This window comes from Pedobacter sp. 05T44 (assembly GCF_056395985.1).
Map to the genome: position 1 here is coordinate 275,250 of NZ_JBFTKO010000001.1, position 16,245 is coordinate 291,494.

Consider the following 16,245-nt stretch of genomic DNA (forward strand, 5'->3'; position numbering starts at 1 on the left):
GTCTCACCACTTTATCTTCCTTTTATTTATGTTTATTAACTTGCTGGTTTTGTTAAATGCCAAAGCAAAATCTGCATTATTTATGCTTACAGAAGAAATTGCTTTGTCAGAATTAACCAGCAATGAAAGATCATACCATGATATATTCTTATTAAGAACCGCAGCGTAATCCAAGCTTATGGTAAGGGTTTTGCCTGCAATCGTCTCCTTTTTTATTACGTGATCTTTAATATATTGATATTCTAAAAACTCTCTCAAGCTACAAAATATCGCTACATCTTTAGCTTTTAAAACGATATTATCAATCCACTGATTAAAATTTTGCACGGCTTTAGGGTCTTTGATTCCGTGAGTACCTATCTCAAAGAAATCAAAAGTATTGCCTGTAAACAATGAATTAGCCAACTCCCACTGGGCACCATTATTTGACCAATCATCACTAAATGCTCTTCTTATAGCTAGATAATTAAATGGTTTTATATCACTTAACTTATTCTTAGGATTATACTTTCCAATTTGCACAAAATCATCAAATGTCCCTTGCGATGAACCACCAATATAACCATAAGCAGACGCCGCTTTATGAAACCCCACATAGTTACTTGGCACAACAAGTGTATTCATTTTATATCTCTCATTTAACAATATCATTTCATCCAGGTCACGGACGTTCTTCACACGATCACTACCGTTATTAAAATTTCCATCTTCATTGTGATAATAGGAATGGTTCATTATGTCCATACCTTTTTGTATCAATGGTAATCGTTGTGTATATGTAGCTGCAAAATCAGTGTACAGCCCAATTTCCTTATTATTATACTGATTTTTGCCATTCACGGCTAAGCCTAAACTATAATTCTTTTTATTACCACAGCCATCAGTGTAAAAGGCATTTGATAGTTTTTGATAAGCATTTGTAACGGTTAAGGCAGCATCATCAAACTCCATAAGTATTGCCTTACTTTTATTATATTTCAGTTTGGGGAAACTTGCACTTGCTGAAGTTGGATTGTCAGCAAACACAACTTTTATTTCAATTTTCCCATTAAAAGCAGGTATTACTGCACCTTCAGGAATTGAAGGTGGGAGTATTTCTTCTTTAACCGGGGCTTTCTCAGAAACGATCGGGACTTTGTTGTTACAACTGAAAACTAAAATTGAGCATATTGCAAATAGACCGAAGGCTGATACTTTTCCCATAACATGTTTTCGCAAAAATACATCTTTTTATCTATTTAAATGTCATATACAGATGTTTCATTCCAGCTTAAACCGCTTCATACTTAATATATTCATGCTCAAAACTTCCATCCGCATAAAGATTTAAAAGAGAATAGCCGGGAACGGTTTGCTTATAGGCACTTTTACCATCATCACCCGGTTCCCACCAAAAACCACTTGTAGCACCATTACACAAATAAGCCACATCATTATACCAAACTTTGTCAAGCAAATGAATATGTCCGCTTAAGCAAAGTTTAATGTTCTTATTCTTATTAAAAACTTCTATAAATTTCATAATATCCAGATGATTGTAGCTGCCGCTAACTTTAAACGGACCTCTAAAATCTGGTTTATTATCTACAATGCCTGTACAGCTCAATAAAGGATAATGCGACATGATCAGTGTAGACTTATCCTGACTGTTCTTCTGTACATCCTGTACAAACCAATTCCACTGCTGATCATCCAGCATTCCCGGATTTGTAGGATGATTACTGTCCAGCATAATAAAATGCCAGCCATTTTTATCAAAGCTGTAATAATTATGCTCCATTTGCAGCATCTTTAATACCCCTGCTTTACCTCCCAGCTCATCATCCTTACCCTGCCACCACATGTCATGATTTCCCAATACATGGTGCATAGGAATACCTTTAACCACTTGAACACTTTCATTCCAGCAAGCCCATTGTTGCTCTACCCTATCTTTGGTAATGTTGTCGTAATCCGCAGCATAAATAGAATCACCCCCATTAAGAATAAGATCAACCTTGTCTTTTTTGATCATTTCCAGACATTTCTTAAAACGGGCAACTGCATTATGTTCCGGTCTGATATGCACATCAGTGATGTGTGCGATTTTTAAAGCCTTATTCTTTATGGGAGCTGCAATTGATGCTTCTGCAACACTGCTCAATGCAATTGTTCCTGCTGCAACTCCAAGTGATTTAATTAAATCTCTTCTTTTCATTTATGTGTTTGAATTTATTTACCCCAATTTCCTGTCGGATATATATGGAACAATCGGATAAATGTAAGTCTCCATTTTTACGCCTAGTTTTTCGKGCGAGGAACCCACAAAAACAGTCTTTTTACCTTTTATCCTAATTCTGCCATTATGCTCTATTTCAATCATCGCCCATAGCGGATCTTTATAAGGCACCGTATATTTGATATAAGGCTTAGCCTTATCAATCTCTGCAGAATACCTTACCTCTTTGTAATCATCTCCAAGCCATTGGTAGGATGCACTATTGATCTGCACATAATGAATATCATTAATATGATTGTAATAGTCCTGATGGTGGTGTCCACTGACCACCAGAATAACCTTTTGTCTGCCTGCTTTTTCATTGGCTTGCTCAAAGGTGTAACGCAGTAAAGTTCCATTCTCTAATCCTCCGGAATCGTTGTCTATTCCCTGGTGGCAAAAGATAACAGTCGGAAAAGAAGTTGCATCCAAATCCTTTTTCAACCATTCCAATTGTGTCTGAGAAATATATCTTGCATATCCTTTTGGACGATCCGGACTTTCATTATGTTCATTGCCATCTAGTACCACGAAATGAAAGCCATTTTTGTCAAACGAATAATATTTTGATCTTGCTTTCCAGAATTCAACCACCTGATCGCGTGTATATCCACCATCATTGTCGTGATTACCAATAACATGAAACTTATCGCCTTTAAACTGATTCCAAACATCCAGCAATGGAGCATTGGCTTCCTTAGGTACGCAAAAATCGCCTCCTTGAATGATAAAATCGGGTGATTCAGCATTCATTTCTTTAATGAAGGCCGACAAGCGCTCAATACCATCATGCATAATATCATGATGCAAATCAGTGATCATTCCAATCCTGATTTTTTTATCTGCCGGACTTAATTCAGGATATCTTGCAAAAAGCAAAGTGCCACCTGCAAGACCAGTTGTTTTTAAAAATTCTTTTCTATCCATTTCTTATTTTGTAACTTAGAACTCATGCCTTTAGGCGCATTAAATATACAAATACTAAATAAATGTTTAATATTTGTATCCTTATTAATATATAAATAATATCAGAACAACCTATTGCCTATAACTGCGCCTCACATAGTTCACACATTCTACACATATTCTTCACAAAAAGGTACCCGTTTGTGGGTTTGGTGTGAAGGAGGCGTGAATAATATGTGAAGAAACACTAATCTTGTGAAGAACCATTTAACTTAATCATAACTTCAGGTAATAATTATTTAACCCGAATAACCTTATTATTGCTATTTTTAATATCATCATTTCTAAAGTTTCACCATGTCAAACAGAAGAATTTTCCTTAAAGGTGGCCTTGCAAGTATACTGTTAGCAGGTCTTTCAAAAAGTGTTTCGGCCTTAACGCCAAAAACCCATACTAATCTGCCTATGGGTGCAAAAGCAAAACTTCGCTTTGCAATCGCATCAGACGGCCATTATGGGCAGGCCGGAACAAACTACAAAGAAGACCACGAAAATATCGTTCAATGGATTAATGAAGCCCATAATACTAATGCACTTGATTTTGTAATCTTTAATGGAGATCTTGTTCATGACCGTCCCGAGTTACTTACTGAAGTAAAGGAAACCTATTTTAGCAAACTCCAAGTTCCATTTTATGCTATCCCCGGCAATCACGACCTTGCTGATGCAGCACTTTGGAAATCTGTTTTCGGTTATGAGGATAATTATTCCTTTAAAAAAAATGATGTTGGTTTTATCCTGGCAAACACCTCAGATACTAAAGGTAAATACATATGTCCCGACAATAATTTTATAAAACGAGAGCTCGAAAAGTTTAAAAACTTAAAGACCGTCCTGGTGGTTTTACACATACCTCCGCATTTCTGGGTACCAGAAAGTCCATTTGTTGATTGCCCTGAAACCATTACCCTACTGCATAGCTACAATAATGTTAAAGCAGTTTTTCATGGACATGACCATAGTTTGGATGCGGTATTTTACACCAATAAATTACCTCATTTTTTTGATGCACATTATGGTGGTAACTGGGGTACACAATATAAAGGCTATAGAATTGTTGAGGTTGATGAAGCCGGCAAAATAACTACGTATCAGGTTAATGCGAGTAAGAATCCAGTACTCAATGAAACTAAGTTTTAGGGTTACTGAAATTGCAATAGTGCTTTTTAACAGTTAAAAAGACTACCTTCACCAGCCTGCGGTTTTATTCCCGTATAAACCCGCTACTTTTGAAAAACACATTTGATTGCCTGATCGATTCTTTTATAGACCAACACGTAGGCATTGCCGATCACTTTTTAAGTGAGGGCCTTGCTGCCGATTTAAAGGAAAACCTGATTTCTCTTTACAGTAACAAAATGCTCCTTTCGGCCGGAACAGGAAACGACAAGGTAATAAGACATAATTCTGAAGTGCGTGGCGACCGTATATATTGGCTAGACCGCGACCATGATACTCCTTGTGAAAATGCCTTTTTTATCTTAATGGACAGGTTTGTAAAGTATTTAAATGAAACCTGTTATACCGGAATTACCGGATACGAGTTTCATTATACCTTATATGAAAAAGGTAGTTTTTATAAAAAGCATCTTGATCAGTTCCAAAATAACGATAGCAGAAAGTATTCAATGATCATCTATTTAAACACAAACTGGATACTAGCCGATGGGGGTGAATTGTGTATCCACCACGATGATCATTTGCAAAACATATCTCCTGAAAACAGAAAGGGCGTATTTTTTAAAAGCGATGAGCTTATGCACGAGGTTTTGCTCACACATCAACCTAGAATGAGCATCACTGGATGGTTAAAGATTTGAAATTACTGAGCTGAAGGAGGCGGAACATCTACCCCCCACTGCTGATTAGGCTTCGTTCCCATTATTAATACCATTTTCCCACCCTTCATCAACTCATCTCTGTATAACCAGCAATTGTTTAATGGTTTACCGTTGAACGTGGCCGACTGCACATAAACATTCTCTACTGAAGTATTTTTCGCTTCTATAATCAATTGTTTTTTATTACCCAGTGTAATTGTTGCCTTTTCAAAAAGAGGACTGCCCAATTCAATTATAGGTCGGAGATCGGTAAGTCCTTTCACATCAAACAAACCTAACGCTGCCATTACATACCATGACCCTAACTGCCCCTGGTCCTCATCTTGCCCATAGCCATAGCCATGAATGGTTTCTGTACCATAAAACTCATCACAGATCGCTCTTGTCCATTTTTGAGTAAGCCAGGGCTTACCAGAGAAATTAAATAACCAGCTGACATGTAAATTAGGCTGATTACCATGATTATAAATTGATTTCACCCCGGAAAAGGCATCAATCTCTTTACCACCTCCAAAACTGTTTTTTTGTGCAACCGTAAAAACACTATCTAAACGATTGTTAAATTCAGTTTTACCCATTTGAGCGATTAAGCCAGCAGGATTATGAGGTATATAAAAAGTATATTGAATGGCATTACCTTCCTGAAAACCCCTCCATGGCTGGTAAGGATCGAACTTATCTATAAAGGAACCATCTGCCCTTTTAGGATGTATCAATTTATTTTCAGGATTAAAAAGCAATTTCCAGCCATCAGATCTTTTAATCAGGTTCTGATAATCGTCTTTTTTACCTAAAGCTTTGGCCATTTGCGCTGCAGCAAAAGCACTAAAACTATATTCCAATGTGTGTGATGCAGAAAAATTTGATCCTAATGAATCTGTTTCCCCTTCGGCATAAGGTACAAAACCGCGCTCAATAAATTGCTTGGTGTCCATTTTTCCTGAACCTTCATTTCTGTTTACCCATTCCAGTTCATTTGCTTTTACAGCTTTATAAGCCAAATCTACATCGTAATCTCTGATTCCTGAATTATATGCACCGCCAATGGTAAGCCCTATAAAATTTGTTCCTACACCAGATGCAAACTGCCCATTTGCAATTCCATCGCCAAACCAACCTCTGTGTTTATAAACTTCTAAATGAGTTTGTACAAAATCTTTATATCTATCCGGATAAGAAAGTGCCCACAGCTGGGTAAGGTTCCAAAAGGCGCCCCAAATGGCATCCGTGTTGTAGAAATTATACTTGGGTTTCCCTTTTTCATCAAGGGGTAACTGCCCTATTGTTCCGCCGTATTGAGGGAATGTTCCGCTCACATCACTTGCAGTTCCCCGGCCCAATAAACCGTGAAACAGGCCGGTATAAAACTTTACTTTATTGTTTTTATCAGTTCCTTCAACATAAATTTTGCCCAGTTCCTGCTCCCACACTTTTTGAGCTCTTGCCTTAGCCTGGTCAAATGAAAGGCTTGTTGCCTCTGCCTCGAAGTTTCTTTTAGCATTTTCTGTTGAGGTATACGACAAACCTACTTTCATCTCCACAACAGCTCCTTCGGTCGTTTTATATTCCAAAAACAAACCTGCCCCCTTACCTTTTGCAGATGTGCTGTTCTGAGAAATACCTTCGGCATTAAAAGAACCTGTCTTTATTGGCTTCTGACTTGTTTCTCCCCAGAAATACATGGTAATCTGGCCTTTTGGATCATAAGTTTTAATGTATTTTGGGTATGTGGTTACAAAACCTTCAAAATGAGTATCATCAATCATGCGTACAGCTGCGTCTTTCACCTCATCACTTTCGCCCTGCTTATTCCCGATATCCAAAATAACCCTCGATTGATCATTTTTAGGAAAAGTATAGCGATGAAACCCAACATGTTCCGTTGCTGTAAGTTCAGCTGTAATATTGTAATCATCTAACACAACTTTGTAGTAACCAGGCTCGGCTACTTCATTTTTATGATCAAAATGAGAGCGATAACCATCCTCACTACCTTCCAAATCACCGGGCTTCACTTTTAAAGGACCATTTGCAGGCATAAAAGACACGCCCCCAATTTGCCATTCATGAAAATGGACAAATCCTTCTATAGAGCTATGCCTGGTATCATACCCCACCGCTTCCCATCCCGATTTATTGCCATAATGACCATTGGTTGATGGTGCAAGTTTTGCCATCCCATAAGGTAAAGCAGCTGGTGTAAAAAAGAACCAGCGACTATGGGCAGTACCAATACCAGAATCTACATACTTTAATACACCTTCCTTCTTTACCTTGCAGGAAGATAGTACTGCAACTGCTAAAAAAGCGGCTATTATGATATTACTATTTCTTCTCATCCTAAAATGATTCTATTTCTTCCAATGATTTACCCTTGGTTTCGGGCAATAACCTGTAAACAACAAAAAAGGCGATTAAACAGAAAAAGGCAAATACCCAGAAGGTTGCGGGTGTTCCGGCCTGTTTTAATAATATTGGTGTAACCTGTCCCATTATGGTATCGGCCACCCACATCACCATTATACTTACGCCCAAGGCTTTGCCTCTAATATTTGTTGGAAATATCTCAGATGCTACTACAAACTTTAAAGGGCCTATAGAGAACGCAAAACAAGCCAAAAAAAGCGTAACACTAATAATTAAGAATATACTCGAGGTAAGACCCAGATAAAACAGAAAACCTGTAACAAATAAACTTATTGTTGCCCCAATTGTACCAATTAAATAAAGTGGTCTCCTGCCCCAATCGTCAACTTTCCATATCGCAATAAAAGTAAATACCAGATTGGCCACCCCAAATATGATCTGTCCTAAAAAGGAATTACTTAGAGCAATACCTGCATCATTTAGTATGGATGGCCCATAATAAATGATGGCATTTATACCGCTTAATTGAGAAAACAAGGGCAGCAAAATACCAAGCAGCATGGCTTTCCTTAATTTAGGTGATAACAGTTCTTTATACGAGCCGTTATCATCATTTTTTTCTCCGCTTAGGGCTGCCTCAACAGCTTCCTCTTTACCGTTATTTATGCTTTTTAAAATGGCTAACCCTTCCAGGTTTCTGCCTTTTTTTATTAACCACCGTGGACTTTCGGGTACAAAAAACAATCCTACCAGAAACAGTGTGGCAAGCACCCCACCTATACTAAACATGCCACGCCATATTTCTTTAATGTAAACAAGATCAATTAACCCAGAGGTCGCTGTATGATGTTCAGAATAATTTAACAGCACTGAATTGGTTATATAGGCCATCAAAATCCCTACAGTAATTGCCAGCTGGTAAAAAGTAACCAGTCTCCCTCTAATAGCTGCCGGAGATATTTCTGAAAGATACAAGGGTACTACAATTGACGCAATACCAACACCTATACCACCCAATAATCTTGATGCAATTAACCAATCAAGAGATGTTACCAAAGAACAGCMAATGGCAGAGAAAAGGAATAAAATTGCAGAAATGAAGAGTAGTTTTTTACGTCCAAGTCTATCACTCAAATCTCCTGAAAATGCCACCCCCACAATACAGCCCACAAGAGCCGAAGAAACAAACCACCCTTCCTGTAATGGAGTTAAATTAAATTGTTTCTCTACAAAGGGCAATACTCCAGATATTACCGCCATATCAAAGCCAAAAAGCAAGCCTCCTAAAGATGCAACAAGGGTAATTAAGCCCAAATAAGTTTTATAATTATTATTCATACTTGCTCGGTTTATAAATGGTTAGGTATTAGGTTAGGTTATTCTTTACAATTCAATATCATGTTTAAGGAAAGCTTTAATCACTTTTGCTCTTCCTGTTCCATGATTTATCAGCTTATATTTCTGCGTTGCCGCTGGAATAATAAAGGTCTCGGCATAATGAAATTTATTGGTCTCATTCTCTTCAATCTCAACTGAAATGGAAGTGCCATCAACAAGCATCAACACATGACATCTGTCCTCAGTATCAATAATCAGTTCAGTATCAAATTCAATACGATGTACATCATAAAAATGATCCTTATGCGTTGGTAAGTGTAGTATTTCCCAATCATCACCTCTATCAAATAAGACTTGCTTAGCAATTAGCTCTTTCGGTACCTTTTCACCTTTTCTTTCAAACCTAAGGTTATTAAAGGCATGCTCTATATTAATCGGTCTGGGTTCGCCATTAAGATCAAGAGATAGCCAGTCGTACATTTTAAACGTAAAAATATATGGAGTAGCGCTAATCTCGAGCACCATGTTATTTATCCCGGAGCTATGAACAGTACCATTAGGAATTAAATATAGTTCATGCTTGCGCGAAGGAAAGCTACGTACATATCTCTCTACTAAAATCTCTTGTTTTTTAAGTTGGCTAAGTTCCAATGCTTTTCTGAATTCCTGAGGATCTATATTCTCCTGAAAACCCAGGTAAACCTTTGCACCTGGCTCGCAATCCAGGATGTAGTAGGTTTCATCCTGAGTAATGGTCTCTCCAAATTTTTCTCTGATATATGATTTTGATGGGTGACACTGAATGGACAGATTACCTCCTTTAAAAGTATCCAGAAAATCAAAACGAATAGGGAAATAGCTACCAAACTGTTTGGCATGTTCACCCAGTATGGCTTTATACTCAATCGTCATTAAAAGATCAAAAGGTATTTCCAGCAAGTTTCCGTCACTCTCCAACACAATACCATTCTCTGGCGTGATTAACTCAAATGACCATGCATAATTGACCTCTTTGATATTTAAGCCCTGCAGATGTTTCTTCATCCATTGCCCTCCCCACGAGCCACTTTCAAACCAGGGACGTGCACGCAAAACAGAGTGGCTAAGTTTATGTAATCCATCAACCAGATCTTTTTTGAACAACCAGTTTGGCCTACCTACTCTTTGCCCATCTGCAACTATAGCAATCTTTTCAAGCAATTCGGCCTTATGTTGGTTTAGTACTACCCAATCTACAAAGTAGAAGCGTTTATACATTTTAAAGGCTTTGTCTTTAAAATTATTCCCAAGATTCCCAATTGACCCAGCTCGCATGCGGTATTGTATTTCGTTCTTAGGGATATCAAAATACACCACCGGTGCATCCCAATTGAGTAAACCTGCACCAATACCAATTACAATATTGATGTCTGCCTGATCATCTTTTTCGAGTGCTAAAAATTCATCAATTTTAAAGAAATCTTTAAGATTAAGGTTGGTTTTAAATCCCCACACATCTTCGGCGCCACCTAAAAATGGCTTAACCATTTTCTCTACTTCGGATTCACTTTTAAAATAATCTGCTGTAAAATGCCATTTTACAGAAAAACCGTTCTCTTCAAGTTTCTTCTGAACCTCTTCTTGAATATCGCTAAAAAATACTCCTCCATATCCATCGATGAGCACGTTTTTCTGTTCAATGATCCAGGCTACTAAACTACCAAAGCCGCTATATATTTTACCTTTCCCTAATTTGTGATAGGGCATTGAGTTGTAACTATTGTCTTCTGTGGAACTCTCATATACGTGTTGCTGCAACAATGGTTGCGTGCTATTTCTCCATTTATACTCACTCATACTTTTGCCAGTTTGAATTTTTTCATTTTCTGTAGCCTCAGAAGCTTCTATCATAATTTCAACTACCCTTTATTTATTAATAACCAAACATATGTATAAACATAAAAAACCAACAAAAATAGCTTAATATCACCATAAAAGCCGAATAATGGTAAATCACATCCAACGTAAGAACCAAATATGTACAAACATAGTGATTTAATAATCCATTGCAAATATATTTTCATAATATTGCAATAGAGAAAAACAGATATAAAGGGCAACCTTAAAGCCGTATATAAATATGAAATTAGCACTCAACCATAAAAGTCCCATTCCTCTGCATATACAAGCAGAAGAGTTGTTGCGTAAAATGATAGCAGACCCTCAATTTCAAAACGGCAAATTATTGCCCAATGAAATTGACCTTGCCAATCAACTGGCTATTTCCCGTACCACACTTCGTCAGGCCTTAAACAAACTGGTATATGAAGGATTGTTAATCCGTAAAAAAGGAGTTGGAACAAAAGTAGCAGATGCCATGATCAGTTCTAAGTCTGCAAACTGGCTAAGTTTCTCTCAGGAAATGAAAGCCAGGGGCATTCCGATCAAGAACTTTGAATTACATGTAAGCTGGATTTATCCTGAAGAAGTAATTGCCAATTTCTTCAACATCAAAACCGATCAAAAAATATTAAAACTTGAACGTTTAAGAGGCAAACCTGAAGGCCCTTTTGTATATTTTGTTTCCTATTTTCACCCCCGCACAGGGTTAACAGGTGAAGAGGATTTCAAAAGACCTCTTTATGATATATTGCAAGCCGATTACAACATCATTTCGGAATTATCAAAAGAAGAGATCAGTGCAAAAGCAGCTGACAAGTTCATTGCCTCAAAGCTCGAAACAGAACCTGGGAGTCCTATCTTATTCCGTAAACKCTTTGTCTTTGATCAGGCAGATCGTCCTATAGAATACAACCTGGGATACTACAAGGCGGATAGCTTTATTTATACCGTAGAGAGCAGAAGAAGCTAAAATTATAGGCCCCAATTCTTATTGGGGCTTGCCCCCATCTTTAGTACTAACTTACCACCCTTAAGCAGTTCTGATGCTGGAAACTTAAATGAGTTTAATACTTTGCCATTAAGTGTTGCACTTTGTACATATTTATTGGATCTGGATACATTTGGCGCCTCTATACTAAAGGTTTTGCCTCTGCCGTATTGCTCACCCAACCCGATGGTTACTTTAGAAAAAAGCGGACTTCCAATTTCATATATAGGATCAGTGCTGCAGCCACCATCAGTCTGGAAAAGTCCCATAGATACCATAATAAACCAGGCACTCATCTGGCCCTGATCTTCATCACCAAGATATGCATTAGATACATCAAACCCGTAATAACGATCTATAATTGAGCGACTCCAGTATTGTGTAAGCCAGGGTTTCTTAACCCAATTAAACAGGAAGGCAAAATGCATAGACTGCTGATTACCCTGGATTACCGGATAATCCCAGTATTGATCGCCGGGGGCATTAAAGCGTAATTTATAGCTTTCCTTAAAACCCCACTCCAGGCGTTCTACAAACTTATCTTCTCCAATTTCCTTAGCCAGTCCGGGCACATCCTGTGGCACAAAATAGGTTAGCTGCCAGGCATTCCCCTCTACATACTGTTCATTGGCTCCTGACTTAAAAGGGTCAAAATCAGGAAACCACGAGCCGTCTGACTTACGTAAACGGGCATAACCTGTTTCCTTATCTATTGCATTTTTCCAATAGTTTGCCCGAAGCGTAAACTCTTCTGCAGCTTCTTTTTTACCCAATGCTTTTGCAAACTGTGATACAGTCCAGTCATCATAAGCATATTCGAGCGTATTAGAGAACCTTCCCTGATCGTATGGCACATATTTATGTTTTAAATAAGGTAAAAGGTCTCTGTTTCCTGCAAATCCCAATCCTACTTTTTGGGCAGGTGTAGTTTGCATTTTATACACGGCTTCAAAAGCTTTTTGGGCATCAAAATCTCGAATACCCATCTGATATGCGCCAACTATCAAAGGAATTTCATGCTCAGCAACCATTACAGGCACATAGTTCATTCCTGCCGGACCTTTTGCAAGCCAGCCATTGGCATCATACATCGCCAATTGTGATTTAACCCACCTGGATGACCACTCCGGAGTAACAAGATTCCAAAACTGATTGAGGTTCCAAAATGTATTCCAAAAAGCATCGCAGCCTAAAGCTAAAGCATTTGGATCCTTAAGTTGCTGAATCTTTTGTGTAGCATCAACCCACTTGCCATCCAGATCGCTCCAGGTATTACGACTAGCCAATGCGCGATACATGTTGCTATAAAACCTTACTTTTTCACGCCTGTCGTTAGTAGTAATTGCCAAACGCCCCATCAGCTTATTCCACGCATCACGCTGTCCATTGCGAACTTTGTCGAAACTCCAACCATAAGGCTCTGTAACTTCTTTCAATAAATTTTGAGAGGCATTCTCAATGCTTACAAGCGATATTCCTGTACGTGTTTGCACTACCTGGTTCTTTCTCGTATCAAATTCTACATACGCCCCTGCATCTTTAACCGTACCTGCATTTAGAATATCCTTTTCACTCAGATCGTCGTTTAACCAGGTACCGAATTTTTTAATTGGCTGATCAAACTCAATTACAAAGTGAATCTTATAATCCTGATTAACATCACCAGACCATGCATTAGGTGTAAATTGCCTTGTAAAACCTTCTATCCTATAATCGCTTACTTTTCTTAATGAAACATCCTTTAATTGATAAGAATATTCTGCAGGGATCTGGAGGTCGATCATTACCCTCGAATTCCCGGCCTTAGGATAGGTATACCGTTGAAAGCCGCATCTGGTTGTAGCCGTTAGCTCGGCCTTAATGTTATAGTCGGTAAGCATCACTTTGTAATAACCTAAAGGCGCTTCCTCTGTTGATTTATCAATTTGAGATCGATAACCATCTCCAGCCTTACGCTCATCTCCAACTTTAATTTTTAGCGGACCATTAACAGGCAACATCCCCAGGCCAGCCATAGTCCATTCATGAATGTGGCTAAAAACCCCAACACTTTCAAAAGACKGATCATAACCTGCTGTCCATCCGGCATTTTGATTATCAGGACTCAATTTAACCATACTAAACGGCATCCATGGACCTGGAGCAATCATCCATCGCGAATGGGCCGTACCCATCCTGGTATTTACATAATCAGCAGAAGTAAATTGTTGTTGTTTTGATCGCTTAACTGTCCCCTTTTCCAACAATACTCCATTGCTAAAAATCTCGTACCTGCTTTGCTTTGGAGTAATTACAGCAGGCATCGGAACCTCAAACTGATATCTGGAACTATCAAGTTTTTCTTTAAACAGAAGTTTCCCGTCTAGTTTAACAGTAAGTTCGGGGTTTCCTGAAAGGTGCTGTGCATCTACAAGCAATGGCTGAATCTGTTTACCATTCTTGGTTAACTCGTACTCAGCAGCTTTTACATTCCTTAAAAAGATAGCTTTATTATTAACCAACACTGCACTCTGAGGGCCTTCCAATCTCACCTGATCGAATACCATCCAGGAACCATCCAGTGAAGTAAGTACCATCTCGTTTCCTCCTTTACGGAGCATTCCAGATTGAACCGGAATTTCTATTTTATATTCCTTTGCGTCATTCAGATCACCTTCAACAACCCGACCTGATTTGTACTTTGGCAACTGTTTTACAAAAGCTTTACCGTTGATGATCACTTTAAGCAGCGGAGGAGAATCACCTTGATAGCCCAGTAAATCAATAACAAAATTCCATTCTCCCTGCACTGGAAAACTGGTTAGTCCAAACAATATGTTTGCAGTATGAGTTCTTAAACCAGAGGTACTGCCCGTGCCTCCCCAACCATCTTTTGGGCCAGGCAAAACATATGGCCAATCCTTTTCAGGTTTTGAAAACCCAATAAGAAAAAACCGGTCTTCCCATCCAAAATCATGATCTAAAAAATGCTTATACCCAGAAGGAGCAAGCGCCATATCTTCATCCTTATTATCCGAAGATCCTATCTCCCAGATCACTTTCTTCTGGGCACACAATGGTACTACCGCGAAGCTCAAAAGCATCGCTAACAATAATACCTTTAAATTGTCGCGGTAATTACTCATCATTTGCTGTCAAAATTATTTTTTAGTCTTCTGTTCAAGTTCCGTAATTGCACTCCACAAAACCCCCGCTTCTCCTCTAAAACTAGATGAGCCCTGAGGTTTGTTGTCTGGTGTGTACCACTCATAAAAGCCTTTGTTTTTTATCACACGATCTAACATTGGCGCCATGGCTTCACAAGCTTCCTCAAGAAGATCGTAACGGATAAGTTGAGACACCATTCTACCACCAAACCAAGTCCAGTCTCCACCATTCTGATACGAATAAGGCCCCATGCCAGTATTTTTAAAAAACCCTTTTGGATATACCGGATATATAGTTAAACCTATTGTTGCGGCATTGGCTTTCTTCACATTTTCCTTCATTTTATTGTAAGCAGCTTTCACTTCTTCTTTACTTAAAAGACCAGCCTCTATTGCAATTGCAGTTCCTCCGTGATAATAAATCTCCGATTCATTAAAAGATGCGGGAAATGGCGAACCATTTAAATATATATGCGGTACAAATTTCTGTTGGGTTTTATCCCAAAGGTGTTTACGAACATTTGCAGCTAAGCTTCCTTTGATGTCTTTCCAATATCTTTGTGATTTTGAAGATAAATCTGCCATGTCAAGAAAATCATTAATGGCAATTATGAACATTGCATTATCATAAATATCTATGGTTCTGTGCGAGTTAGAATCTAATACAACACCCCAGCTATGTTCTGGCTGAACATCTCCCCAGTCTACAGTTGTTGCACCCCATACCAATCCGTATTTCTTTTCGAAGCGCTTGGTAAGCAAAAACTCCATAGCTTGTTCCAGGTGTTTTTGTACAGATGCCCCAGCAACGGTATCCTTCAAAATGGTTTTATCGCCAGTACCTCTTATATACTTAGCAATGGCTTGTACAAGAGAAGTCTCCTGATCTGTTTCTACCGTATTTTTATGCCCGGCATAACCTGGTGCAAGTGCTGAATGATAAAAATCATATGAAACACCGCCTTTTTTTATCGGAATATAGCCGTCTAAAATTCCCCCGTCTGGTTGCTGAAATTGAAAGAAAGTAATCAAATGTTTTTTTATAAGATCTTTATCATTCACTTTACAGGCAACAGTCAAAAAGGTATTAAGATCTCTTATCCATACCTCACCATAACCATCTCCGGCTGTAAAACCTTTCTTTATTAATGTCTCTGCCATTTCCTTTACGGAATCTGCGGAAGGTTTAATAGATTCAACTTTTTTAGACACACTGGCGGATAAAACACTTTGTCCATTCGTACTTTTACTCAGGGCAAAAGCACTTAAACAAGTTATCATTAGTATTCTTATTCTCATATATGCTATTTATTAGACGTTTTAGGATTCGTTACAAGCAATGATTTATGCTATTTGTACATACATAGTTACATATTAATTTTATGCAATCAAATTTTTCAGTGTTAAATTTCAATTTATGCATAAAAACATCCCCCAGACCACATTTTTTAATGTAACCTG

General features: G+C 38.2%; 11 protein-coding genes. 3 read left to right on the forward strand and 8 right to left on the reverse strand.

Translation table 11 applies throughout. The features are described from left to right. Positions 1-3: 3 nt before the first annotated feature. The 3 genes from AC1DDK_RS01085 to AC1DDK_RS01095 form a co-directional block, all read right to left on the reverse strand. Positions 4-1,203, reverse strand: coding sequence for a polysaccharide deacetylase family protein (locus AC1DDK_RS01085; protein ID WP_288882315.1), 1,200 nt, complete (start codon positions 1,201-1,203; stop codon positions 4-6). Between the two features lie 67 nt (positions 1,204-1,270). Further along, positions 1,271-2,197, reverse strand: coding sequence for a metallophosphoesterase family protein (locus tag AC1DDK_RS01090; RefSeq protein ID WP_337715198.1), 927 nt, complete (start codon positions 2,195-2,197; stop codon positions 1,271-1,273). Positions 2,198-2,215: 18 nt separating this feature from the next. Then, the gene (locus AC1DDK_RS01095) at positions 2,216-3,184 is read right to left on the reverse strand and encodes a metallophosphoesterase family protein (protein WP_477633758.1); all 969 of its coding nucleotides are present in this window, start codon (positions 3,182-3,184) and stop codon (positions 2,216-2,218) included. Between the two features lie 336 nt (positions 3,185-3,520). Here AC1DDK_RS01095 and AC1DDK_RS01100 point away from each other — a divergent pair, with 336 nt between their 5' ends. Then, positions 3,521-4,363, forward strand: coding sequence for a metallophosphoesterase family protein (locus AC1DDK_RS01100; RefSeq protein ID WP_288882311.1), 843 nt, complete (start codon positions 3,521-3,523; stop codon positions 4,361-4,363). A gap of 89 nt (positions 4,364-4,452) precedes the next feature. Further along, positions 4,453-5,043, forward strand: a complete 591-nt coding sequence (locus tag AC1DDK_RS01105; RefSeq protein WP_288882310.1) for a 2OG-Fe(II) oxygenase — start codon at positions 4,453-4,455, stop codon at positions 5,041-5,043. Positions 5,044-5,045: 2 nt separating this feature from the next. On the opposite strand, the gene AC1DDK_RS01110 is transcribed toward AC1DDK_RS01105, so the two are convergent. The 3 genes from AC1DDK_RS01110 to AC1DDK_RS01120 are packed head-to-tail and all read right to left on the reverse strand — an operon-like array spanning position 5,046 to position 10,659. Next, a complete protein-coding gene (locus tag AC1DDK_RS01110; RefSeq protein ID WP_337715200.1) occupies positions 5,046-7,403 on the reverse strand; it encodes a GH92 family glycosyl hydrolase in 2,358 nt (785 codons plus the stop codon). 1 nt (position 7,404) lies between these two features. Beyond that, positions 7,405-8,769: a sugar porter family MFS transporter gene (locus tag AC1DDK_RS01115; protein WP_477633759.1), complete on the reverse strand. Its 1,365-nt coding sequence runs from the start codon at positions 8,767-8,769 to the stop codon at positions 7,405-7,407. Positions 8,770-8,814: 45 nt separating this feature from the next. Then, positions 8,815-10,659: a class I mannose-6-phosphate isomerase gene (locus tag AC1DDK_RS01120; RefSeq protein ID WP_172663837.1), complete on the reverse strand. Its 1,845-nt coding sequence runs from the start codon at positions 10,657-10,659 to the stop codon at positions 8,815-8,817. Between the two features lie 229 nt (positions 10,660-10,888). Between AC1DDK_RS01120 and AC1DDK_RS01125 the strand changes: the two genes are divergently transcribed. Then, positions 10,889-11,620, forward strand: coding sequence for a GntR family transcriptional regulator (locus tag AC1DDK_RS01125; RefSeq protein WP_477633760.1), 732 nt, complete (start codon positions 10,889-10,891; stop codon positions 11,618-11,620). Positions 11,621-11,622: 2 nt separating this feature from the next. Here AC1DDK_RS01125 and AC1DDK_RS01130 read toward each other — a convergent pair whose 3' ends face one another. Continuing rightward, entirely contained in the window at positions 11,623-14,766 is a 3,144-nt protein-coding gene (locus tag AC1DDK_RS01130) for a GH92 family glycosyl hydrolase (protein WP_477633761.1), read from the reverse strand. A gap of 12 nt (positions 14,767-14,778) precedes the next feature. Next, positions 14,779-16,083 (reverse strand): glucosidase family protein, encoded by a 1,305-nt coding sequence (locus AC1DDK_RS01135; protein ID WP_288882306.1) that lies wholly within the window; start codon positions 16,081-16,083, stop codon positions 14,779-14,781. Positions 16,084-16,245 lie beyond the last annotated feature (162 nt).

Excerpts from the sequence above, each read along its gene's own strand:
- AC1DDK_RS01090 (WP_337715198.1), bottom strand. The coding sequence starts at position 2,197 with ATGAAAAGAAGAGATTTAATTAAATCACTTGGAGTTGCAGCAGGAACA.
- AC1DDK_RS01135 (WP_288882306.1), bottom strand. The coding sequence starts at position 16,083 with ATGAGAATAAGAATACTAATGATAACTTGTTTAAGTGCTTTTGCCCTG.
- AC1DDK_RS01110 (WP_337715200.1), bottom strand. The coding sequence starts at position 7,403 with ATGAGAAGAAATAGTAATATCATAATAGCCGCTTTTTTAGCAGTTGCA.
- AC1DDK_RS01120 (WP_172663837.1), bottom strand. The coding sequence starts at position 10,659 with ATGATAGAAGCTTCTGAGGCTACAGAAAATGAAAAAATTCAAACTGGC.
- AC1DDK_RS01100 (WP_288882311.1), top strand. The coding sequence starts at position 3,521 with ATGTCAAACAGAAGAATTTTCCTTAAAGGTGGCCTTGCAAGTATACTG.
- AC1DDK_RS01085 (WP_288882315.1), bottom strand. The coding sequence starts at position 1,203 with ATGGGAAAAGTATCAGCCTTCGGTCTATTTGCAATATGCTCAATTTTA.